The following is a 20,396-nucleotide window of genomic DNA, read 5'->3' on the forward strand; positions in this document are numbered from 1 at the left end:
TTGACGCTACAGTCAGGTATTTATTCCTCAGGATGAGAATAAGCATGTCAATTTATAAATACCCTTTAAATCAGGATGTTCTTACCGCTGCTCGGGAGCGAATAAAATGGACGCTCGAAAACTTACCCAGAATCTGTGTTTCTTTTTCAGGAGGTAAAGACTCCACCGTCATGCTGCATCTGGTTGCCCAGCAGGCGCGACTGATGAACATCAAAATAGATGTGCTCTTTATCGACTGGGAAGCGCAGTTTTCCCATACCATTATCCATGTGGAACATATGCGCGAGTTGTACAGCGATGTCATCGACCATTTCTGGTGGGTCGCGCTCCCCCTGACAACGCAAAATTCACTGTCGCAATTCCAGCCGGAATGGCAATGCTGGGAACCCGGCACACAATGGGTCCGCCAGCCTCCTGACGATGCGATAACCGATCCCGCTTTTTTTCCCTTCTACCAGCCAGGCATGACGTTTGAAACCTTTGTCCGCGGTTTCTCCGACTGGTTCTCTCGCAATCGCCCGGCGGCGGTACTGATTGGCATCCGCGCCGATGAGTCATACAACCGTTTTCTGGCTGTCGCGTCGGCGCGTAAACAGCGGTTTGCCGACGATAAACCCTGGACAACCGTCGCACCGGGAGGACATGCCTGGTATATCTACCCTCTCTACGACTGGAAAACCGCCGATATATGGACCTGGTTCGCCAAATCAGGGTGTTGCTATAACCCACTCTATGACCTGATGTTTCAGGCCGGCGTGCCGCTACGCTACATGCGGATTTGTGAACCCTTTGGTCCGGAACAGCGCCAGGGATTATGGCTCTACCACGTTGTTGAGCCCGATCGCTGGGCGGCCATGTGTGAGCGCGTGAGCGGTGCGCGCAGCGGGGGGATGTACGCCGGACACGATAACCATTTTTATGGTCACCGAAAAATTCTGAAACCCGAACACCTGTGCTGGCGCGAATATGCCATGCTGCTCCTCGACAGCATGCCGCAAAATACGGCAGAGCATTACCGCAATAAAATCGCCATTTATCTGCACTGGTATCAGAAGAGAGGCGCAGAGGATATTCCCGATACGCAGGACGGTGACATCGGTGCCAAAGATGTTCCCTCATGGCGCCGTATTTGTAAGGTTCTCCTGAATAACGACTACTGGTGCAGGGCGCTATCGTTCAGCCCAAATAAACCCAAACATTATCAGCGCTACAGCGACAGAGTGAAGGCGAAACGCAAGGAGTGGGGCATATTATGCGACAAAAACTAATCAACGAGATGGAAACGTACCTTCAGTCACTTCCCGAAGAGGAACGCATTAACGCCATAAATGCTTTTCGTGAAGCGATCCATAAACACAGTCCGTTTCGTGCGCAACCGATAGACTGCGTCCTCTGGATCAGACAGGACGCTATTACCGCTAACGACTACAACCCCAATAACGTTGCCCCGCCAGAAAAACGGCTGCTCAGTAAGTCGCTGGAACTCGATGGATTCACCCAACCTATCGTTGTGACAGAAAGTGAACCGCAACATTACGAAATTGTGGATGGTTTTCATCGCCATGAAATCGGTAAAAATCGGGCGGCACTGAAGCACCAGCTCAAGGGTTATCTTCCTGTCACCTTCCTGCGCCAGGACCGACAGGATAAACATGACCGTATGGCTGCCACTATTCGTCACAACCGGGCGCGGGGTCGACACCAGATTAACGCTATGTCGGAGATCGTTCGCGAGCTGGTGCAGCTTGGCTGGAATGACGAGAGAATAAGCAAGGAGCTGGGAATGGACAGCGATGAAGTCTTGCGCCTCAAGCAAATCAACGGTCTGCTGGAGCTGTTTGCAGACCGTCGTTATTCAGAAGCCTGGACGGTGAAATAATCAGAGCGTGTTAAGACGCTCTGCCGCCGCCAGCAGCGTCGATTCCTGCTTCGCAAAGCAAAGACGAATCAGCTTATGCGGGAAGGGATCGGCGCAGAATACAGACAGCGGAATGGCGGCTACGCCCACCTCTTTCGTCAGCCACTGGCAGAAACTCACGTCGTCCAGATCCGATATCGCGCTGTAGTCGGCGAGCAGGAAATAGGTCCCTTCTGAGGGCAAAATTTCCAGACGACTTTTGCTTAGCGCCGCCACAAACAGATCCCGACGTTCACGATAGAAGTGCGGCAGCTCGCGATAGTGCTCCGGCTCGGCGCGCAGCATATCCGCCAGCGCCAGCTGAGCCGGCGTGTTCACGGCAAAGGTCAGGTACTGGTGCACCTTGCGCAGCTCGGCGCTGATAGCCGCCGGTGCGACGCAGTAGCCCACTTTCCAGCCGGTCATATGGTAAGTCTTACCGAATGACGAGACGGCGATAGCACGCTCGCGAAGCTGCGGATGGGCCAGCACGCTGGCGTGTCCTTCTTCTGCAAAGCAGATGTGCTCGTAGACTTCATCGCTGAGCACGTAAATTTCACGCTCCGCAATCGCCTGCCACAGCGCGGCGAAATCGGCCTTTTGCCACACCGTCGCCGACGGGTTGTGCGGGGTATTCAGGATCACCAGGCGGGTTTTGTCGCTCAGCAGCGCAGCAAACGCCTGCCAGTCAGGGCGAAAATGCGGCGGCTGAAGCGCCACGCGCTTCACCACGCCGCCGGAGAGTTCAACCGCAGGCGCATAGCTGTCGTAGCTCGGATCAAAGCAGATAACTTCATCGCCCGTACGCACCAGCGCGGTGATGGCCGCATAGAGCGCTTCGGTCGCCCCTGCCGTCACCGTAATATCGCTGTTCGCATCGGGCTTATGGCCGTACAGCTCCGCCGTTTTATCCGCAATGGCTTCCCGCAGCGCCTGCACGCCCGTCATCGGCGCATACTGATTCGCCCCCTGCGCCACGTGGTACGCCAGGCGCTCCTGCAGATAGGTCGGGCCGTCGAAATCCGGGAATCCCTGAGAAAGGTTAATGGCATTGTGCTGCTGCGCCAGAGCGCTCATCTGCGTAAAGATGGTAGTACCGAGATTGGGAAGTTTACTCTGAGGAATCAATGCGTTATTGCTCATTGTGTCGTGCCTGCTTGTAATACTTATGTTGCTGCCACTATAACACGATGTTAGTCTTTGGCAATCAAGACGCTTAGACGTCTAAACCATATGAATATTCCTGGCCGCGAGGGTAAAAGGAAATGACAGACAACCTGCAACTCACACATCTTGTCGACGCCTGCCGCTGGATTGGCGCCAAAGGCTGGGCACCCGCCACCGGCGGCAACATGTCGGTGCGTCAGGACGAGCGCCTCTGCTGGCTCAGCGAATCCGGCAAAGACAAAGGCAGCCTGACAACGGCGGATTTTCTGCAGGTTGAAATTGCCACCAACCGCGCGCCGTCTGGCCGCAGGCCGTCGGCGGAAACCGGTCTTCACACGCTGATTTATCGCCTGTTCCCGGAAGCCAACGCCGTCCTGCACGTTCATACCGTCAACGCCACGGTGCTGTCGCGTCTGGTCAAAGAAGCCGAGCTCAACATCAGCGGCTTTGAGATGCAAAAATCCCTCACCGGGCAGACCACGCATCTGGATACGGTGGCTATCCCGGTCTTCGATAACGACCAGGATATTGACGCCCTCGCCTCCCGAATCGCCCATTACGCACAGGAACGCCCGCTTAATTATGGTTTTCTTCTGCGCGGTCATGGCTTAACCTGCTGGGGACGCGACGTGGCCGAGGCCCGCCGTCATCTGGAAGGACTAGAATTCTTATTTGAATGCGAAATGCGTTTACGACAACTGGAGAGAGTATGATTCGCGCGATTGTGACGGATATTGAAGGGACCACCAGCGATATCCGTTTTGTCCATGACGTTTTGTTCCCCTACGCGCGTGAGCGGCTGGCGGCCTTCGTGACCGCGCAGCAGTACGCCGAGCCGGTCAAATCCATTCTGGACAACCTGCGTGATGAAATCGGTAACCCGCACGCCAGCGTCAGCGAGCTTATCGACGCCCTGTTTGCCTTTATGGATGAAGACCGCAAATCCACGGCGCTCAAAGCCCTGCAGGGGATCATCTGGCATGACGGCTACGTGAACGGCGACTTTACCGGCCACCTCTACCCGGACGTACTGCCTGCGCTGGAAAAGTGGAAAGCGCAAGGGATTGATCTCTATGTTTATTCCTCTGGCTCCGTCGCCGCGCAGAAACTGTTATTTGGCTACAGCGACGAAGGTGATATTACTCATCTGTTCAGCGGCTATTTTGATACCCACATCGGCGCCAAGCGCGAGGTGCAGTCCTATCAGAACATTGCGGCACAAACGGGCATCGCCCCGTCGCAGATCCTGTTCCTGTCCGATATTCATCAGGAGCTGGACGCGGCTGAACAGGCAGGTTTTCGCACCCTGCAGCTGATTCGCGGTGATGATGACGGCGCAAGCCATCACCATCAGGTCCACCAGTTTGACGAGATTAATCCGGAGCAGATCCCTTCATGAGCGCATTGACCATTTATTCCGATAAAGACGCCAGTCAACACCAGTGGCACAGCACCGACGCCGCCGAGATCGCCCAGCAGCTCAATGCCAAAGGCGTGCGGTTTGAACGCTGGGCGGCGGATCGCGATTTAGGACACGATCCCGCGCCCGAAGCCGTGATCGCGGCGTATCAGCATGCGATCGACAAGCTGGTGGCGGAGAAAGGCTATCAGAGCTGGGACGTGATCAGCCTGCGCGCCGACAACCCGCAGAAAGAGGCGCTGCGCGCGAAGTTCCTGAACGAACACACCCACGGCGAAGACGAAGTGCGCTTCTTCGTGGAAGGCGCGGGGCTGTTCTGCCTGCACATTGGCGATGAGGTGTATCAGGTGCTGTGCGAGAAAAACGACCTGATTTCCGTTCCCGCGGGCACGCCGCACTGGTTTGATATGGGCTCAGAGCCGAACTTTACGGCGATCCGCATTTTCGATAACCCGGAAGGCTGGGTGGCGCAGTTTACGGGCGATGCCATCGCGGATGCGTATCCACGGTTGGCATAGGTAAAAGCAAAACGGCAGCTAGAGCTGCCGTTTTTAGTGTTTGCTCCCTCTCCCTGTGGGAGAGGGTCGGGGTGAGGGCATCAGGCCGCCTCGAGCTTCAACGCTCCAGTCCTTTCACATAACCCACCAGCTGATCCAGCACAATCCCCCACCCTTCGTGGAAGCCCATCTGTTCATGCTTCTCGCGGATTTCCTTCGTCGGATGATGCGCAATCGCCGTGTAGCGGGTCTTGCCCTCGCCCACATCCTCCAGCAGCAGGATCGCCGTCATAAACGGCTTCTCGGCCGGTTTCCAGCCTTCGGTATAGCCGTCGGTAAAGACCAGCTTTTGACCGGGATCGATTTCCAGAAAGACGCCCCGGTTATCCATCCGCTGACCGTCCACATCAAACACGGTGTTGAACCGCCCGCCCACGCGGAGATCGAGATCGCATTCGGTCACCTTATGGGGAGCAGGAATGAAGAAGTTTTTGATGTGTTCCGGCGTGGTCCAGCAGAGCCACAGCAGGTCGCGCGGTGCATCCACCACGCGCTCCAGTTTTAAGTCAGTTTCAGGATCGAGCGTCACGATATTGTCCTCTCAAGGGAACCCCTTAAAGGATAGCCGGACTCAGGCGAATTTCCCGTTTGCCACCGCTTCCGGCGTGACTACGCCCGTATCCAGCACCCAGCCGCTAATCAGCGCGGCAGGGGTAACGTCAAACGCCGGGTTATAGACCTGCGCGTTTTCCGGCGCCCACTGCACCGCGCCAAAGCTTCCGGCCACGCCCGTCACCTCGCTGGCGGCGCGCTGCTCAATGGGGATCGCATCCCCGTTCGGGCAGTCCGGATCGAGGGTCGTTTGCGGGGCGGCAACGTAGAACGGAATGCCGTGGAATTTCGCCAGCACCGCCAGAGAATAGGTGCCGATCTTGTTCGCCACATCGCCGTTGGCGGCAATGCGGTCTGCGCCCACCCACACGGCGTCCACTTCCCCTTTTGCCATCAGGCTGGCGGCCATGGAATCGGTAATCAGCTGGTACGGCACGCCCAGCTCGCCAAGCTCCCACGCGGTCAATCTGCCGCCCTGCAGCAGCGGACGGGTTTCATCCACCCAGACGCTGCTGACGTTACCCTCCTGATGCGCGCGGGCAATCACGCCCAATGCGGTGCCAACGCCCGCCGTTGCCAGCCCGCCGGTGTTGCAGTGGGTCAGCAGACGGCTGCCGGGCTTCACCAGCGCGCTGCCGGCTTTGGCGATCGCGTCGCAAAGACGTTTGTCTTCGTCAATCAGGCGCAGCGCTTCGGCCACCAGCGCCGGTACAAAATCTTCCTGCCACAGGGCGAGCTTCATGCGGTCGAGATTGTTCATCAGGTTCACCGCCGTCGGGCGGGATGCGCGCAGGGTTTCCAGCGCCGCCGCCAGCTCGTCGCGGCTTTTGCCGTTTTCCGCCAGCAGCGCCAGCAGCAGGCTTGCAGAGAGACCAATCAGCGGCGCGCCGCGCACGCGCAGGGCGTGGATATGCCCGACCAGCGCCTCTACCGTCGAGGCATCCAGCCAGCGTTTCTCCTGCGGAAGCGCCTGCTGATCGAGAATAAAGAGCTGATTATCCGCCACCCGCAGGCTGGTCGTCTGTAATGTCTGCATGTCGTTAATTCCCTGTTGCGTTGTTGTAGCACATTGTGTCAGGATGAAATCCAGATGTATAGACGTCTACATGTCTTAATTAGAAAACTCGTGAGGAGCAGGCCATGTCGCAATACCGTACCTTTACCGCTCAGGACGCCGTGGAGTATGCCAGGCAGTTTGGCGGACTTGACGATCCTTCATCGCTGGTAGAGGCGCAGGAAGTAGGCGACGGCAACCTCAATCTGGTATTCAAAATTTTCGACGGCGCGGGCGTGAGCCGCATCGTCGTTAAGCAGGCGCTGCCCTACGTCCGCTGCGTCGGCGAGTCCTGGCCGCTGACGCTGGACCGCGCCCGCCTTGAAGCACAAACCCTGGTCGAGCACTACCAGCACAGCCCGCAGCACACCGTGAAAATCCACCACTTTGACCCGGAGCTGGCGGTGATGGTGATGGAGGATCTCTCCAGCCATCGCATCTGGCGCGGCGAGCTGATTAAAAACATTTACTACCCGCAGGCGGCCCGTCAGCTGGGCGAATACCTCGCGCACGCGCTGTTCCACACCAGCGATTTCTACCTGCACCCGCACGCGAAAAAAGCGCAGGTGGCGAAATTCATCAACCCGGAGATGTGCGAGATCACCGAAGATCTGTTCTTCAACGATCCGTACCAGATCCACGCGCGCAACAGCTACCCGGCCGAGCTGGAAAATGACGTCGCAGCCCTGCGCGACGACGCTCAGCTTAAAATTGCCGTGGCTTCCCTGAAGCACCGCTTCTTCTCGCACGCTGAAGCGCTCCTGCACGGCGATATTCACAGCGGCTCGATTTTTGTGGCCGACGGCAGCCTGAAGGCCATCGACGCCGAGTTCGGCTACTTTGGCCCGATTGGCTTTGACGTCGGTACCGCCATCGGCAACCTGCTGCTGAACTTCTGCGGCCTGCCGGGGCATCTGGGCATTCGCGATGCCGCCGCCGCGCGCGAGCAGCGCCTGACCGATATTCAGGAGCTGTGGAACACCTTCGCGGAACGCTTCCAGGCGCTGGCAAACGAGAAAACGCGCGACGCCGCGCTCGGCGCGCCGGGCTATACCTCCGCGTTCCTGAAAAAGGTCTGGCATGACGCCATCGGCTTCTGCGGCACCGAGCTCATTCGCCGCAGCGTCGGGCTTTCCCACGTCGCGGATATCGACACCATCCAGGACGAGGCGATGCGCCACGAGTGCCTGCGCCACGCGATAACGCTCGGTAAAGCGCTGATAGTCATTGCTGACCGCATCGACAGCGCCGAAGATCTGGTGGCACGGGTGCGTCAGTACAGCTGATTACATTTGGTTTTCTCCCTCTCCCTGTGGGAGAGGGCCGGGGTGAGGGCATCAAACCGCACTCATCCCAGATACTCAATCACCGACAGCCCGCCGTTATAATCCGTGCTGTAAATTATCCCCTGCGCATCCACAAACACGTCGCACGACTGGATCACCTGCGGGCGATTTGGCCGCGTGTCCATCATTCTCTCCGGCGCGGCGGGCACCAGCGCACCGGTTTCCACCGGTCGATACGGATTGGAAATGTCATACGCCCGCACCCCCGCGTTCTGATAGGTCGCAAAAATCAGCGTCGAGCTGACAAAGCTCCCCGGCCGGTTCTCGTGCAGGTTATGCGGGCCAAAATGCGCCCCTTTCGCCACGTAGTCGGTTTCATCCGGCTGCGGGAAGGTCGAGATGCTGACCGGGTTCGACGGCTCGCGGATATCAAACAGCCAGATCAGCTTTTCGCCGTCCTCCTGGTTATCCAGCACCGCTTCGTCCAGCACCACCAGCAAATCGCGGTCCGGCAGCGGCAGCGCGGTGTGCGTCCCGCCGCCAAACGGCGGACTCCAGTTGCGGTGGCTAATCAGCTTCGGCTGGGTGCGGTCCTTCACGTCCAGCAGCGTCAGGCCGCCGTCGCGCCAGCTGCCGTAGGCGGTATCGCCCGCGATAATCGCGTGATGCAGCGCGTAGCGTTTCCCTTCCGGCCAGTTCGGCTTCTCCCCTTCGGCCTGGTTCATCCCCGGCAGCCACCAGCGCCCCGCCACTTCAGGCTTACGCGGATCGGCCAGATCGATGGTCAGAAAGATGTAGTCGGTAAAGCCGTCGATCAGCGCTGACACATACGCCCAGCGGCCGCCGACGTACCAGATGCGGTGGATGCCGATGCCGCTCAGCGACAGAAAGCCGATTTCGCGCGGCCTGTCGGGCGTGGAGATATCAAACACCCGCAGCCCGGCGCTCCAGCCTTTGTCCTGCACGTCGCTGACGGTCTCCCCCACCTGGCGGGTGTAGTAGACCTTCTCGTCGGCAAAGCGGACATCGGCAAACAGATCCCGGGCGTTAATCACCAGCAGCAGGTCGTCATGCGCCTGCAGATGCACGTTCCAGGTGCCGGGCGGCGCGGGCACGTAGCCCGCCGCTTTCGGGTTTTTCGGGTCGCGCACGTCGACAATCGAAAATCCCTGCGACACCATATGGCCGATATAGGCGAAACCGCGATGGACCATCAGCTGCACGCCGTCCGGGCGACCGCCCTGATCGCTATGGCCAATCAGCCGCATATTGCGGCTGTATTCTGGAAGGGGTACTTGCGTCACCGTTAGCTCCTTTGGGTTTTCCCCCTCTCCCTGTGGGAGAGGGCCGGGATGAGGGCATCAGGCCGCACCTGACGCCACCCGGCCTGGTTTTATTTATTCTTCGCTTCCAGCGTCGCAAACCACGGCGCGATAAAATCTTCCGTCTGGCCCCAGCCCGGAATGATTTTCCCCAGCGACGCCACGTTCACCGGGCCCGGCTGGGCGGTCAGCAGCGCCTGAGGAATGGCCGCCGCTTTGAAATCGTAGGTCGCAGGCGTCGCTTCCCCGGCAATCTTGTTCGCCACCAGACGCACGTTAGTTGCGCCAATCAGCTTCGGATCCACCGCCACGCTCACCTTCCACGCGCTGCCCGGCTCGCGCATCAGCTGCAGATCCTGGTTAGAGATGTCGATGCTGTAGAGCTTAATCTCGGTGCGGCCGTTCTCTTTCAGCGCCTTATACGCGCCCTGGCTGAAGGCGTCCCAGGTTCCCCAGATGGCGTCGATTTTGCCTTTCGGGTATTTCGCCAGGATCGCCCCCACCTTGTTGGCGGTATCCCCCTGCACGTCAGAGGACACGGCGCCGATAGACTCCAGCTCTTTGATGTCCGGATACTGCTTTTGCAGCTCTTTATAGGCCGCCTGACGACGCTCCATCGGCGGGAAGCCCGCCACCCACAGCTTGACGATATTGGCCTTGCCGTTGAAATCTTTCGCCAGCTGGCCGAAGGAGAGGTTCGTCAGGGAGGCATCGTCCTGCTGGGTGACGGTCACGCCAGGGATCTCGCCGTTAACCGCCGTATCAAAGACGGAGACTTTGATCCCGGCATCCACCGCTTTCTTCACCAGCGCGGTGGAGTACGGATCGCGCCCCTGAGAGAGAATAATCCCGTCGTACTTCTGGCTGATGGCCTGGTTCACAAAGTCCTGGAATTTGGCGTCGTCCCCGTTGCTTAAAAAGGTGCTGACCTTAAAGCCGAGCTTCTTCCCTTCCTGAATTGCGCCAGCAATAAACTGCGTGGTGTTGTCATCTGAGCCGAGGTTACGGATCACCGCGATGCGGATCGGGCCGTCATGGTTCGCAATGGCTGCCGGAAGCGGCGCGGGCGTGGCCGCGAAGCCTGGCAGAGCCGTGAGCAACCCAAGTGCCACCAAAGAGAGTGCAATCTTTTTCATTTTTTTATCCCGTTGTGTTGTCAGCGTTTTTGTATGTAGGTAATCGCCAGCGCTACCGCGAGCACCAGCCCTTTTATAATGTCCATGGCGTAATACGGCACGGAGAGCATCACCAGCCCGTTCGACAGCACGCCGAGAATGACCGCCCCAACCAGGGTTCCCAGCGCGTTCGGCTTGCCGGATCCGGCCAGCGAGAAGCCAATCCACGCCGCCGCCACCGCATCCATCAGGTATCCGCCGCCCGCATTCACCTGCGACGAGCCGATGCGTGAAGCCAGCAAAATCCCGCCCAGACCCGCCAGCAGCGAGGCAATCACGTAGGCCGCCACCTTGTAGCGCGTGGTGCGAATGCCGGAGAGGCGCGCCGCTTCGGGGTTGCCGCCGATGGCGTACATGCGTCGGCCATGCGTAGTGAGCGACAGGCCCAGCTGCGCCAGCACGGTCACCACCAGCATGACGATCACGATGGTCGGCACCTGCCCCAGCAGGCTGAACGCCGCCGGAATGGTCCCTTCCGCCATGTCGCCGCTCGGCAGCACCATGTTCTCGGTAATCGACCCGCCGTAGCTGTAGGTCATCGCCACGCCCTGGATCACAAACAGGCTGGCAAGCGTCGCCAGCATGTCCGGAATGCGCAGGATGACGATCAGGAATGCGTTAAACAGACCCACCAGCGTGCAGAGCGCGAGGGTGATCAGAATCGACTCGGTGGTGCCAAAGCCGTGCCAGACGAAAAGGGAAATCACCAGCGCGTTCGCCAGCGAGGCGGTGGATCCCACGGAGAGATCGAACCCGCCGATGGTCAACGAGATCGACACGCCAATGGCAATCACCGTCACGATGGCAATCGAGCGCAGAATATTGATGATGTTGTTCGGATCGAGGAAGCTGTCCGACGCCAGGCCAAAGACGGCCACCAGCGCGACGACGGTTAACAGCATGCCCCACCTGTAGAGAAAATCGAAAATCTGCTGGCGGCCAGACGCCGCCGCGTTCACTGAAAGGGCCTTGCTCACGACGCCGTTCCTCCGGTTGAATAATAAAGTAGTGTCTCTTCGCGGGCCTCGGCCCCGGCGATTTCCGCCACGATGCGCCCGTCCCACAGCACGCAGATGCGGTCGCACAGCCCGACCAGTTCGGCAAACTCGCCCGAGGCGTAAATTACCCCTTTGCCCTCGCGCGCCAGGCCGTCAATCAGCTGGAACAGATCGGTTTTGGCCTTCACGTCCACGCCTTTGGTCGGCTCGTCGAATATCAGCACGCTGGCGTCATTGCGCAGCCATTTACCGATGGCGACCTTCTGCTGGTTGCCGCCGGAGAGACGGCGCAGCACCTGCCCCGGCCCACGCGCGCGCACGCCGACGCGGGTGATGACCTCTTCCGCCCAGCGCCACGCCTGACGATGGCCAAACAGGCTCCAGCGCGAAAAGCTGTTATCGGCGCACACGGCGAGGTTCATGCTCACCGGCTCGTCGATAAAAATGCCCTCTTTCCGCCGCTCCTCCGGCACCAGCGCCAGACCGCGCAGCACGGAGTCGGCCGGGTCGCGCGGCTGCCAGGATTGATGATTCAGCTCACCGCGCGCCACGCGGCTTTTGCTGGCGCCAAACAGCGCCTTGCAGAGTTCGGTTTTCCCCGCCCCCGCCAGCCCGGCAATCCCGAGAATTTCGCCTTTGCGCAGGTGCAGGGAGATATCTTTCAGCAGCGCGTCGTCGTGAAGCCCCTCAACGCGTAACAGCGTTTCGTCGCCGTGCGGCGGCCGCGCGGGCGGATAGATATCGCTCAGCACGTGGCCGAGCATCTTCTCGACGATCGCTTCGCCGCTAAGATCGGCCATCGGGCCGGACTCGATCAGCTTGCCGTCGCGCAGCACCGTCAGGGTGTCGCAGATGGCCTTCAGCTCGTGAATGCGGTGAGAGATAAACACCACGCCGATGCCCTGCTGCTTTAAACGTCTCACTACCGCAAACAGGCGCTCGCTCTCATGCGCGTCCAGCGGCGCGGTGGGTTCATCAAGAATCAAAAAACGGCAGTGATGGGACAGCGCCCGCGCCAGCAAAATCTGCTGCTTTTCGGCCAGCGAACAGCCGTCGATGGAACGGCGAACGTCCAGCGTCACGTCGAGCTGCGCCAGCGCCTGTCTCGCCTGCTGGCGCATCGCGCGCCAGCTGAAGCGATGCCCCGGCAGCGCCAGCTGGTCGAGCATGATGTTTTCGGCAATGCTTAACCCCGGGATCAGCGCTACGTCCACCTCCTGCTGCACAAGGTGGATCCCCAGCCGTTTGGCATCGAGCGGTTCGCGGATGCTCACCGGCTGGTTGTTGATGCTGATCTCGCCCTCATAGTGGTCGTGCGTCCCGCACAGCACCGCCATCAGGGTCGATTTTCCCGCGCCGTTGGCACCGGTCAGCGCGTGTACGGATCCGCCGGTTAAGGTGAAATTCACGCGCGACAGCGCCTGAAAGCCGGAAAAGGCCAGGCTGATACCGCGCATCTCAAGGCGACTGGAAACCATCCGCGTAAATCCTTCATTACTCTTCTGATTTATCGAATTTTTCACAGCTCTGGTTGACTGACAACGACGGAAAAGGCATAAGTTAAAGCGAAATATTATTAGCCATCCAGATGTCCAGACATAACATCGGGTTAGCGCTTCCGCAAAAAGGACACCATCATGAGCAACACCGATATCCGCGTCGTGCCTGGCCCGGCGAACTACTTCTCTCATCCCGGAAGCCTTGCGCAGCTGGATAACTTCTTTACCCCGCAGCAGCTCTCCCGCGCGGTGTGGATTTACGGCGAGCGCGCTATCGAAGGCGCGCGCCCTTTCCTGCCCGAGAGCTTTAACGCGCCGGGAGCGAAACGCCTGCTGTTTAAAGGCCACTGCAGCGAGCGCGACGTCACCCATCTGGTGAATGAATCCGGCAGCGACGCCAGCGTGGTGATTGGCGTCGGCGGCGGCGCGGTGATGGATACCGTCAAGGCCGTGGCGCGCCGCTTAGGGGTGCCGTTTGTGGGCATCCCCACCATTGCCGCCACCTGTGCGGCGTGGACCCCGCTTTCCGTCTGGTACAACGATGCCGGTCAGGCGCTGCATTTTGAGATCTTCGACGACGCCAACTTCCTGGTGCTGGTGGAGCCGCAGATAGTCCTTAACGCCCCGGCGGAGTACCTGCTGGCGGGCATCGGCGATACGCTGGCGAAGTGGTACGAAGCGGTGGTATTGGCACCTGAGCCTGAGAACCTGCCGCTGACGGTGCGGCTGGGCATCAACGGTGCGCTGGCGATCCGCGACGTGCTGCTGGCGCGCAGCGAAGAGGCGCTGGCCGACCAGCAGCGCGGCGAACAGACGCAGGCGTTCCGGGACGTGGTCGATGCAATCATCGCCGGCGGCGGGATGGTCGGCGGCCTGGGCGAACGCTATACGCGCGTGGCGGCGGCGCATGCGGTACACAACGGCTTAACCGTGCTGCCGCAGACGGAGAAATACCTGCACGGCACCAAGGTTGCCTACGGGATTCTGGTGCAGAGCGCCCTGCTCGGTCAGGACGACGTGCTGGCGCAGCTGGTCGCGGCGTACCAGCGTTTTAACCTGCCGACCACGCTTCGCGAGCTGGACGTCGACATCAATAACCGTGACGAGCTGGATCGGGTCATCGCCCACACCCTGCGCCCGGTGGAGTCGATTCACTATTTACCTGTTACGTTAACGCCTGACGTTCTGCGCGCCGCGTTTGAGAAAGTGGAATCCTTCAGCCGTTAATCGCGCCGACAGGCTATACCTAATGATGATTCTTACCACTCTCGTAACGAGGTCATCATGCAGATCGATTTAACAGGTAAAAAGGCGCTGGTTACCGGTGCCAGCCGCGGATTGGGTCGTGCGATTGCCCTGTCGCTGGCGCGCGCCGGTTCGGATGTGATTATTACGTATGAAAAATCTGCCGATAAGGCCCAGGCGGTCGCCGATGAGATTAAGGCGCTGGGGCGCCACAGCGAAGCCGTGCAGGCCGACAGCGCCAGCGCGCAGGCGATTCAGGATGCCGTCACCCATGCGGCGCGTTCTCTTGGCGGGCTGGACATTCTGGTCAACAACGCCGGGATCGCGCGCGGCGGTCCGCTGGAGTCCATGACGCTGGCGGACATTGACGCCCTTATCAACGTCAACATTCGCGGCGTGGTGATCGCCATTCAGGAAGCGCTGGTGCACATGTCAGACGGCGGGCGCATTATCAACATCGGCAGCTGTCTGGCAAACCGCGTGGCGCAGCCGGGCATTGCCGTTTACTCGATGACCAAATCGGCGCTGAATTCCCTCACCCGCGGGCTGGCCCGTGATTTAGGGCCGCGCGGCATTACCGTTAACCTGGTACATCCCGGGCCCACCAACAGCGATATGAACCCGGGAGACGGGGAACAGGCTGACTCTCAGCGTCAGCTTATTGCTTTGGGTCATTACGGTCAGCCGGAAGACGTCGCGGCGGCGGTCACGTTTCTTGCCAGTCCGGCGGCCGGGCAGATCTCCGGTACCGGCCTGGACGTGGACGGCGGTTTGAACGCCTGATCGCAATCTCACTGCAAGCCTCTGTCGTCCGGCAGAGGCGTTTCCGAGCGCCCTCGACGGTTTGCGTTTTGCCGCTTTCTCCGGTTATTTCCTCGCTCTACAGTACCCCATTAGAAATTCGGAATTTATCTAATAGCCTTATTATTTCCTTATACTTTGTGTGGGCGTACAGTGGAGGTACGGATGAAGATTGTCTGGTCAAAGAATGCAAAGAAAGAGTTTTCCAAAATCGATGGCCGATATCAGCGAAGAATCAAAGCAAAACTTGCTGAGCTGGACGATCGCTCAGCTCCCCGGCCCGATATCAAAAAAATATCGGCAACAGAAAATCATTTCCGGCTACGCGTTGGCGATTACCGCATTCTGATTACACTTCGGGACGATCCCGATAACCATTGTTATGTTTTGGCCGTCAAGCGCAGAACTTCAACGACATACCTTCACGAGGAGAAAGCCCCCTATGGCTGTTCAGCTAATTAAGGACAATGACGGAAAAGCGCAGTACGCCGTAATTCCCTATGATGAATACTTTCGTATGTGCTTACAGATGGCAGAAATCGACGACGAAACCGATGATGATCTAGAGGATATTGAAGTCGAACACGATTGTTATGATGACGTAGGATTACCTGGTGAAGTGTGCGACGTCATGCATAACGAGAACGTCAGCCTGCAGGCCGCGTGGCGTATCCTGCGTGGCATGTCCCAGCAGGAGGTGGCTGAGAAACTCGGCATCACCCAGTCCGCCGTATCACAGCTTGAGGCCCTCGACTCCCGTCCGCAAAAGCGCACCCGCGAAAAGCTGGCTGCTATCTACGGCTGCAAGCAGGAGCAGATCAGCCTCTATCTACCGAAAGAGGGTTAACAGCACTTCGCCCCGCCCTTGCCGCCGTAGCGGGCATCCTGGCGGTCGCGGAAAAATTCTTCGTAGGTCATGGGCGTCTGGTCCGGATGGTTGACGCGCATATGCTCGACGTAGTTGTCGTAGTCCGGCACGCCAATCATCATTTTGGCGGCCTGGCCCAGGTATTTACCTGCTTTGGATAGAGTGTCGAACATAATCAGTTTCTCGTTTGTTTCCGGCCCTCTCCCGGAGGGTGAGGGCGGAGAAGAAATGTAGGCCGGGTAAGGCGAAGCCGCCACCCGGCAAACAGGTTAGTGCGCCCCTTTCGCCTGGGTCACAATCTCTTCCAGGTTTTCAGGCATCGGCTCGTACGGTGTTTCTTTCGCTGTTGGCTGATCGTTTTTCAACGCCGCGAGCGCGGTCTTGAGAGAATACAACGCCAGCACCACGACCACCACCATAAAGAAGATGGTCAGCCCGGCATCCAGACGGTTGTTAAACACCAGCTGGGACAGCTGCGACTCGGTGTACTGCGCCGGGATCTTGCCGCTGTCGATCATCGCCTGGAACTTGTTGGCGATCGCCAGGAAGCCCACCTTGTTGTCCGGGCTAAAGGCTTTCTGCCAGCCCGCCGTCAGGGTACAGATCAGCAGCCACGCGGTTGGCACCAGTGCCACCCACGCGTAACGCTGGCGCTTCATCTTGAACAGCACCACCGCGCAGAGCATCAGCGCCATGCCCGCCAGCATCTGGTTGGCGATACCAAACAGCGGCCACAGGGTGTTAATCCCGCCCAGCGGATCGACTACCCCCTGATGCAGGAAGTAGCCCCACGCCAGCACGCACAGCGCCGTCGCCAGCAGGTTAGCCGGGAGCGAATCGGTACGCTTCAGGTTCGGGGAGATCACCCCCAGCAGGTCCTGCAGCATAAAGCGCGCCGCACGGGTTCCTGCATCCACCGCCGTCAGGATAAACAGCGCCTCGAACAGGATGGCGAAGTGATACCAGAACGACACGTCCATCAGCCCGCCCAGCGCGCCGTGAAGAATATACGCCATGCCGACCGCCAGCGTCGGCGCTCCGCCCGCACGGGAGATAATCGACTGCTCGCCCACTTCACTGGCGATGCTCGTCAACGTATCAGGGGTAATCGCAAAGCCCCAGCCGCTCACCACCTGCGCGGCGGACGCCACCACGTCAACGGTGCCAGCCGGTGCCAGTACCGCCATCGGGCTGTTCATCGCGAAGTACACGCCCGGGTCGATAATACAGGCAGAGACCAGCGCCATGATGGCGACAAAGGATTCCATCAGCATACCGCCGTAACCGATCAGGCAGGCCTGATTTTCATTCGCCAGCATCTTCGGTGTGGTTCCGGAAGCGATCAGCGCGTGGAAGCCCGACACCGCGCCGCAGGCGATGGTGATAAACAGGAACGGGAACAGGTTACCGGTCCAGACCGGGCCGGTACCGTCGATGAATTTGGTTAACGCAGGCATGGTCAGGGTCGGACGCATAATCAGAATGCCGATCGCCAGCCCGACGATGGTGCCGATTTTCAGGAACGTAGAGAGATAGTCACGCGGAGCCAGCAGCAGCCATACCGGCAGCACCGCCGCCACAAAGCCGTAGCCCACCAGCATCCAGGTCAGCTGGACGCCGGTAAAGTCGAAGAACGGCGCCCAGGTAGGGCTTTCCGCCACCCAGCCGCCGGAGATAATGGCGAACACCAGGAATACCAGGCCAATTACCGACACCTCACCAATGCGGCCCGGGCGCAGGTAGCGAATATAAATCCCCATAAACAGCGCCAGCGGAATGGTGAAGGCAACGGTATAGGTCCCCCACGGGCTGTGGGTCAGCGCTTTCACCACGATCATCGCCAGCACCGCGAGGATGATCACCATGATCATAAAGGTCGCCACCAGCGCAATCACCCCGGCGGTTGCCCCCATCTCCTCTTTCACCAGCTCACCCAGCGAACGCCCGTCGCGGCGGGTCGAGACGAACAGCACCATAAAGTCCTGCACCGCGCCCGCCAGCACCACGCCCGCGAGGATCCAGATCATCCCCGGCAGGTAGCCCATCTGCGCCGCCAGCACCGGCCCCACCAGCGGACCCGCCCCGGCAATCGCCGCAAAATGGTGACCGAACAGCACTTTTTTGTCGGTCGGCACGTAGTCCAGCCCGTCGTTATGGCGGACGGCAGGCGTCATGCGCGTCGCATCAACGCCCAGAACGTTCTTTGCGATATAGCGGCCATAAAAACGGTACGCGATCAGATAAATGCAGACGGAGGCGACGACGATCCAGAGCGCATTGATCTGTTCCCCCCGGTTGAGGGCGATATAGCCCAGGGCAAAGGCTCCCACAACGGAGAGCCCTGCCCATATAAGGTATTTCCCTGAGTTGTTCATAGTTGTTGTCCGTTGTTGTGAAACAGTGAGATGTTACATTTTGTTTCTAGAACAACCGGAAAAATTTAACAACTTTGAAACGCAATAATGCGTGGTCAAACCAGAGATTTACACCACAGTGTTAAGCCGATCACTTTGATCTGCCTGGCTTAGCCCAACACCATCGTACTCAACCGACAGGTGCAGCACCGCCGCCCCTGCTCGTCGAATACCACAATCTCCCAGCTCTGACTCGAACGCCCCAGATGCAACGGCTGGCATACCCCGCGCACTTTGCCGTGAGAGACCGCACGATGGTGCGTGGCGTTAAGCTCCGTCCCCACCACGCTCTGCCCGTCGCGGGTCATCAGAAAACCGGCCATCGACCCCAGCGTTTCCGCCAGCGCCGCCGACGCGCCGCCGTGCAGCAGGCCAAACGGCTGATGGGTACGCGCATCCACCGGCATCTCCGCTTCCAGCGTGTCGTCGCCGAGGCGGGTATAGACGATACCGAGATGCGCCACCAGGGTGTTCAGGCTGGTCGCGTTCAGCTCCTCGAGCGGTAAATGACGTTTCCAGATCATCTTACGCCCCCAGCGTGGAGCCGCCGTCCACCACGATATCCTGCAGGGTGATATGGCTGGCGGCATCGGAAGCAAGGAACAGCACCGTGCTGGCAATCTCCTGCGGACGAGCGATTTTGCCCAGCGGAATGCCGAGCTTGAACTGCTCGCCAAAGCCGCGAATACGCTGCTGCTCCGCGTCGTTGCTTTTCCACAGGGTGCGCTGCATATCGGTATCCGTTGAGCCCGGCGACACCAGGTTACAGCGCACGCCGCTGCCCGCCAGCTCCAGCCCGACGGTCAGGGCCAGGCTTTTCAGCGCCGCCTTCGACGCGCCGTAGGCGCTCATGCCGATGCGCGGCGCGTGCGCCGCGTCGGACGCCACGGTGACTATCGCCCCGCCCTGCTGACGGCGGAACTGGCCCATCGTCTGCTGGAACAGGTTGAACGCGCCGCCGACGTTGACCGCGAAGGTCTGCTGCCAGTCCTCCTGCGAAAGCTGGTCCGTCGCCCCCATGCGCAGAATGCCCGCCGCGTTGACCAGCACGTCCAGCCGTTCAAGCGACGCCAGCGCGCGCCCGCATACTTCCTGCACCTGCGCGGCATTCGCCACGTCCAGGGTTTCAGTGGCGAACGGATAATCCCCCAGCGGAAACGCCAGATCGAAGCCGGTCACCTGCGCGCCCGCCTCCACAAACGCCAGCGCCGTCGCGTAGCCAATCCCCTTACCCGCGCCCGTCACCCAGACGGTTTTACCGGTGAAATCCAGACCCATCACTTCACCTCGCGGGACAGCAGCGCCCACCAGGCGTCGATTGTTGGATTTTTTGCCAGCATCACGAAGTCGATATCGCCGTGCACTTTGCGCCAGCGGGCGGCCAGCGCCATCATGCGCACCGAGTCCAGACCGTAGTCGATCAGGTTTTCGTCATCCATCGGCTCGTCGGACTCGTCCAGCAGCGGCAGGATCAGCTCACGCAGCGCGGCTTTGGTCGCCGGAACGGACGGCAGCAGCTCGTCGGTCATTACCACGCGGCCCGAGCGTCCGGCCACGTAGTTGAGCGACATCAGGTGCTCGTCGCGGGTGAAATCCGCCAGCGCGTCGGCAATAAAGAACGGCTTGATGTCGCGCATAAAGGCATCGGTGGCGGTGGTCATGCAGCCGATGTGGGCGTAAACGCCGGTAATCAGCAGCTGGTTGCGGCCGGTTTCTTTCAGCATCTGCTCCAGCGGCGAGCGGTGAAACGCGCTGTAGCGCCACTTCACCAGCACCGTGTCCGCTTCGTCCGGGGTCAGTTCGCGGACAATGCGCTGCTGCTCCGGCGAGCGGGTCAGGCCCGGCCCCCACATGTCGTTCAGCAGGGCGCGGTCTTCGTCGCTCTGCTCTTTCGGCTGAGCGGTGTAGTACACGGGAATATTGTGCGCTTTGCAGTAAGCGCGCAGTCTGGCGATATTCGCCACCAACTGCTGCATCATCGCGCTGTTTTCGCCCCAGAAGTTCAGGAAATACTCCTGCATATCGTGGATCAGCAGCGCAGCACGTTCAGGCTCAAACGCCCAGTTCACTTTACTGGTCGGCAGCTCTGCGGCGGTCGGCAGCGCGTAAGCGGTTAATTTTGGAATGGCCATACTCTGTTC

22 protein-coding genes are annotated in these 20,396 nt (G+C 59.6%); 10 read left to right on the forward strand and 12 right to left on the reverse strand.

What is annotated here, in order from left to right; translation table 11 throughout:
* Positions 1-44 precede the first annotated feature (44 nt).
* Entirely contained in the window at positions 45-1,268 is a 1,224-nt protein-coding gene (locus HCH49_RS10660) for a phosphoadenosine phosphosulfate reductase (RefSeq protein WP_069303809.1), read from the forward strand.
* Entirely contained in the window at positions 1,253-1,879 is a 627-nt protein-coding gene (locus HCH49_RS10665; protein ID WP_048975886.1) for a ParB/RepB/Spo0J family partition protein, read from the forward strand. Before HCH49_RS10660 ends, HCH49_RS10665 begins: the two co-directional genes overlap by 16 nt.
* On the opposite strand, the gene HCH49_RS10670 is transcribed toward HCH49_RS10665, so the two are convergent.
* Positions 1,880-3,040 carry a pyridoxal phosphate-dependent aminotransferase gene (locus HCH49_RS10670; RefSeq protein WP_087822175.1) on the reverse strand — a complete coding sequence of 387 codons (1,161 nt, stop codon included), beginning with the start codon at positions 3,038-3,040 and terminating at the stop codon, positions 1,880-1,882.
* Between the two features lie 122 nt (positions 3,041-3,162).
* On the opposite strand from HCH49_RS10670, the gene HCH49_RS10675 reads away from it, so the two are divergent.
* Genes HCH49_RS10675 through HCH49_RS10685 form a run of 3 tightly spaced genes read left to right on the forward strand, consistent with a single transcriptional unit; the run spans position 3,163 to position 5,002 of the window.
* Positions 3,163-3,777 carry a methylthioribulose 1-phosphate dehydratase gene (locus tag HCH49_RS10675; protein WP_033144913.1) on the forward strand — a complete coding sequence of 205 codons (615 nt, stop codon included), beginning with the start codon at positions 3,163-3,165 and terminating at the stop codon, positions 3,775-3,777.
* Positions 3,774-4,463 (forward strand): acireductone synthase, encoded by a 690-nt coding sequence (gene mtnC, locus HCH49_RS10680; RefSeq protein ID WP_033144912.1) that lies wholly within the window; start codon positions 3,774-3,776, stop codon positions 4,461-4,463. The genes HCH49_RS10675 and mtnC overlap by 4 nt, the downstream gene beginning before the upstream one ends.
* A complete protein-coding gene (locus tag HCH49_RS10685) occupies positions 4,460-5,002 on the forward strand; it encodes an acireductone dioxygenase (protein WP_023315605.1) in 543 nt (180 codons plus the stop codon). Before mtnC ends, HCH49_RS10685 begins: the two co-directional genes overlap by 4 nt.
* A 97-nt stretch (positions 5,003-5,099) precedes the next feature.
* On the opposite strand, the gene HCH49_RS10690 is transcribed toward HCH49_RS10685, so the two are convergent.
* Entirely contained in the window at positions 5,100-5,570 is a 471-nt protein-coding gene (locus tag HCH49_RS10690; RefSeq protein ID WP_221702651.1) for an SRPBCC family protein, read from the reverse strand.
* A 42-nt stretch (positions 5,571-5,612) separates the two neighbouring features.
* Positions 5,613-6,629, reverse strand: a complete 1,017-nt coding sequence (mtnA, locus tag HCH49_RS10695; protein WP_221702652.1) for an S-methyl-5-thioribose-1-phosphate isomerase — start codon at positions 6,627-6,629, stop codon at positions 5,613-5,615.
* Between the two features lie 104 nt (positions 6,630-6,733).
* Here mtnA and mtnK point away from each other — a divergent pair, with 104 nt between their 5' ends.
* A complete protein-coding gene (mtnK, locus tag HCH49_RS10700) occupies positions 6,734-7,933 on the forward strand; it encodes an S-methyl-5-thioribose kinase (protein WP_221702653.1) in 1,200 nt (399 codons plus the stop codon).
* 62 nt (positions 7,934-7,995) lie between these two features.
* Here mtnK and HCH49_RS10705 read toward each other — a convergent pair whose 3' ends face one another.
* The 4 genes from HCH49_RS10705 to HCH49_RS10720 all read right to left on the reverse strand — a co-directional run bounded on the left by HCH49_RS10705 (position 7,996) and on the right by HCH49_RS10720 (position 12,906).
* Positions 7,996-9,237, reverse strand: a complete 1,242-nt coding sequence (locus HCH49_RS10705) for an LVIVD repeat-containing protein (RefSeq protein ID WP_221702654.1) — start codon at positions 9,235-9,237, stop codon at positions 7,996-7,998.
* Between the two features lie 89 nt (positions 9,238-9,326).
* Positions 9,327-10,391 (reverse strand): sugar ABC transporter substrate-binding protein, encoded by a 1,065-nt coding sequence (locus tag HCH49_RS10710; protein ID WP_023310718.1) that lies wholly within the window; start codon positions 10,389-10,391, stop codon positions 9,327-9,329.
* 20 nt (positions 10,392-10,411) lie between these two features.
* Positions 10,412-11,407 (reverse strand): ABC transporter permease, encoded by a 996-nt coding sequence (locus tag HCH49_RS10715; protein ID WP_023334863.1) that lies wholly within the window; start codon positions 11,405-11,407, stop codon positions 10,412-10,414.
* The gene (locus HCH49_RS10720; protein WP_221702655.1) at positions 11,404-12,906 is read right to left on the reverse strand and encodes a sugar ABC transporter ATP-binding protein; all 1,503 of its coding nucleotides are present in this window, start codon (positions 12,904-12,906) and stop codon (positions 11,404-11,406) included. Before HCH49_RS10720 ends, HCH49_RS10715 begins: the two co-directional genes overlap by 4 nt.
* A 159-nt stretch (positions 12,907-13,065) precedes the next feature.
* Here HCH49_RS10720 and HCH49_RS10725 point away from each other — a divergent pair, with 159 nt between their 5' ends.
* The 4 genes from HCH49_RS10725 (at position 13,066) to HCH49_RS10740 (ending at position 15,820) form a co-directional block, all read left to right on the forward strand.
* Positions 13,066-14,154 carry an oxidoreductase gene (locus tag HCH49_RS10725; protein ID WP_221702656.1) on the forward strand — a complete coding sequence of 363 codons (1,089 nt, stop codon included), beginning with the start codon at positions 13,066-13,068 and terminating at the stop codon, positions 14,152-14,154.
* 57 nt (positions 14,155-14,211) lie between these two features.
* Positions 14,212-14,955, forward strand: a complete 744-nt coding sequence (locus HCH49_RS10730) for an SDR family NAD(P)-dependent oxidoreductase (RefSeq protein WP_221702657.1) — start codon at positions 14,212-14,214, stop codon at positions 14,953-14,955.
* Positions 14,956-15,138: 183 nt separating this feature from the next.
* A complete protein-coding gene (locus HCH49_RS10735) occupies positions 15,139-15,435 on the forward strand; it encodes a type II toxin-antitoxin system RelE/ParE family toxin (protein WP_023303272.1) in 297 nt (98 codons plus the stop codon).
* Positions 15,416-15,820: a helix-turn-helix domain-containing protein gene (locus tag HCH49_RS10740; protein ID WP_047061324.1), complete on the forward strand. Its 405-nt coding sequence runs from the start codon at positions 15,416-15,418 to the stop codon at positions 15,818-15,820. The genes HCH49_RS10735 and HCH49_RS10740 overlap by 20 nt, the downstream gene beginning before the upstream one ends.
* On the opposite strand, the gene HCH49_RS10745 is transcribed toward HCH49_RS10740, so the two are convergent.
* The 5 genes from HCH49_RS10745 to HCH49_RS10765 all read right to left on the reverse strand — a co-directional run bounded on the left by HCH49_RS10745 (position 15,817) and on the right by HCH49_RS10765 (position 20,387).
* Entirely contained in the window at positions 15,817-16,014 is a 198-nt protein-coding gene (locus HCH49_RS10745) for a YbdD/YjiX family protein (protein WP_006809671.1), read from the reverse strand. The two genes, HCH49_RS10740 and HCH49_RS10745, sit on opposite strands and share 4 nt — an antisense overlap.
* Positions 16,015-16,110: 96 nt before the next feature.
* A complete protein-coding gene (cstA, locus tag HCH49_RS10750; RefSeq protein WP_033144900.1) occupies positions 16,111-18,216 on the reverse strand; it encodes a pyruvate/proton symporter CstA in 2,106 nt (701 codons plus the stop codon).
* A gap of 149 nt (positions 18,217-18,365) precedes the next feature.
* Complete coding sequence (entH, locus tag HCH49_RS10755) at positions 18,366-18,779, reverse strand: proofreading thioesterase EntH (RefSeq protein ID WP_023310710.1); 414 nt, start codon at positions 18,777-18,779, stop codon at positions 18,366-18,368.
* A 1-nt stretch (position 18,780) separates the two neighbouring features.
* On the reverse strand, positions 18,781-19,536 hold the full coding sequence (entA, locus tag HCH49_RS10760; protein ID WP_221702658.1) for a 2,3-dihydro-2,3-dihydroxybenzoate dehydrogenase EntA: 756 nt from the start codon (positions 19,534-19,536) through the stop codon (positions 18,781-18,783).
* Positions 19,533-20,387, reverse strand: a complete 855-nt coding sequence (locus tag HCH49_RS10765; RefSeq protein WP_221702659.1) for an isochorismatase — start codon at positions 20,385-20,387, stop codon at positions 19,533-19,535. The genes entA and HCH49_RS10765 overlap by 4 nt, the downstream gene beginning before the upstream one ends.
* Positions 20,388-20,396 lie beyond the last annotated feature (9 nt).

The organism is Enterobacter sp. Y17, assembly GCF_019730495.1.
Classification (GTDB): domain Bacteria; phylum Pseudomonadota; class Gammaproteobacteria; order Enterobacterales; family Enterobacteriaceae; genus Enterobacter; species Enterobacter asburiae_B.

What these genes read in the sequence shown, in the direction of transcription:
- mtnK (WP_221702653.1), top strand. Translation starts at nt 6,734, where the DNA reads ATGTCGCAATACCGTACCTTTACCGCTCAGGACGCCGTGGAGTATGCC.
- HCH49_RS10665 (WP_048975886.1), top strand. Translation starts at nt 1,253, where the DNA reads ATGCGACAAAAACTAATCAACGAGATGGAAACGTACCTTCAGTCACTT.
- cstA (WP_033144900.1), bottom strand. Translation starts at nt 18,216, where the DNA reads ATGAACAACTCAGGGAAATACCTTATATGGGCAGGGCTCTCCGTTGTG.
- mtnA (WP_221702652.1), bottom strand. Translation starts at nt 6,629, where the DNA reads ATGCAGACATTACAGACGACCAGCCTGCGGGTGGCGGATAATCAGCTC.
- HCH49_RS10730 (WP_221702657.1), top strand. Translation starts at nt 14,212, where the DNA reads ATGCAGATCGATTTAACAGGTAAAAAGGCGCTGGTTACCGGTGCCAGC.
- HCH49_RS10670 (WP_087822175.1), bottom strand. Translation starts at nt 3,040, where the DNA reads ATGAGCAATAACGCATTGATTCCTCAGAGTAAACTTCCCAATCTCGGT.
- HCH49_RS10675 (WP_033144913.1), top strand. Translation starts at nt 3,163, where the DNA reads ATGACAGACAACCTGCAACTCACACATCTTGTCGACGCCTGCCGCTGG.
- HCH49_RS10725 (WP_221702656.1), top strand. Translation starts at nt 13,066, where the DNA reads ATGAGCAACACCGATATCCGCGTCGTGCCTGGCCCGGCGAACTACTTC.
- HCH49_RS10660 (WP_069303809.1), top strand. Translation starts at nt 45, where the DNA reads ATGTCAATTTATAAATACCCTTTAAATCAGGATGTTCTTACCGCTGCT.
- HCH49_RS10765 (WP_221702659.1), bottom strand. Translation starts at nt 20,387, where the DNA reads ATGGCCATTCCAAAATTAACCGCTTACGCGCTGCCGACCGCCGCAGAG.
- HCH49_RS10685 (WP_023315605.1), top strand. Translation starts at nt 4,460, where the DNA reads ATGAGCGCATTGACCATTTATTCCGATAAAGACGCCAGTCAACACCAG.
- entH (WP_023310710.1), bottom strand. Translation starts at nt 18,779, where the DNA reads ATGATCTGGAAACGTCATTTACCGCTCGAGGAGCTGAACGCGACCAGC.
- HCH49_RS10735 (WP_023303272.1), top strand. Translation starts at nt 15,139, where the DNA reads ATGAAGATTGTCTGGTCAAAGAATGCAAAGAAAGAGTTTTCCAAAATC.
- mtnC (WP_033144912.1), top strand. Translation starts at nt 3,774, where the DNA reads ATGATTCGCGCGATTGTGACGGATATTGAAGGGACCACCAGCGATATC.
- HCH49_RS10740 (WP_047061324.1), top strand. Translation starts at nt 15,416, where the DNA reads ATGGCTGTTCAGCTAATTAAGGACAATGACGGAAAAGCGCAGTACGCC.
- HCH49_RS10745 (WP_006809671.1), bottom strand. Translation starts at nt 16,014, where the DNA reads ATGTTCGACACTCTATCCAAAGCAGGTAAATACCTGGGCCAGGCCGCC.
- HCH49_RS10720 (WP_221702655.1), bottom strand. Translation starts at nt 12,906, where the DNA reads ATGGTTTCCAGTCGCCTTGAGATGCGCGGTATCAGCCTGGCCTTTTCC.
- HCH49_RS10710 (WP_023310718.1), bottom strand. Translation starts at nt 10,391, where the DNA reads ATGAAAAAGATTGCACTCTCTTTGGTGGCACTTGGGTTGCTCACGGCT.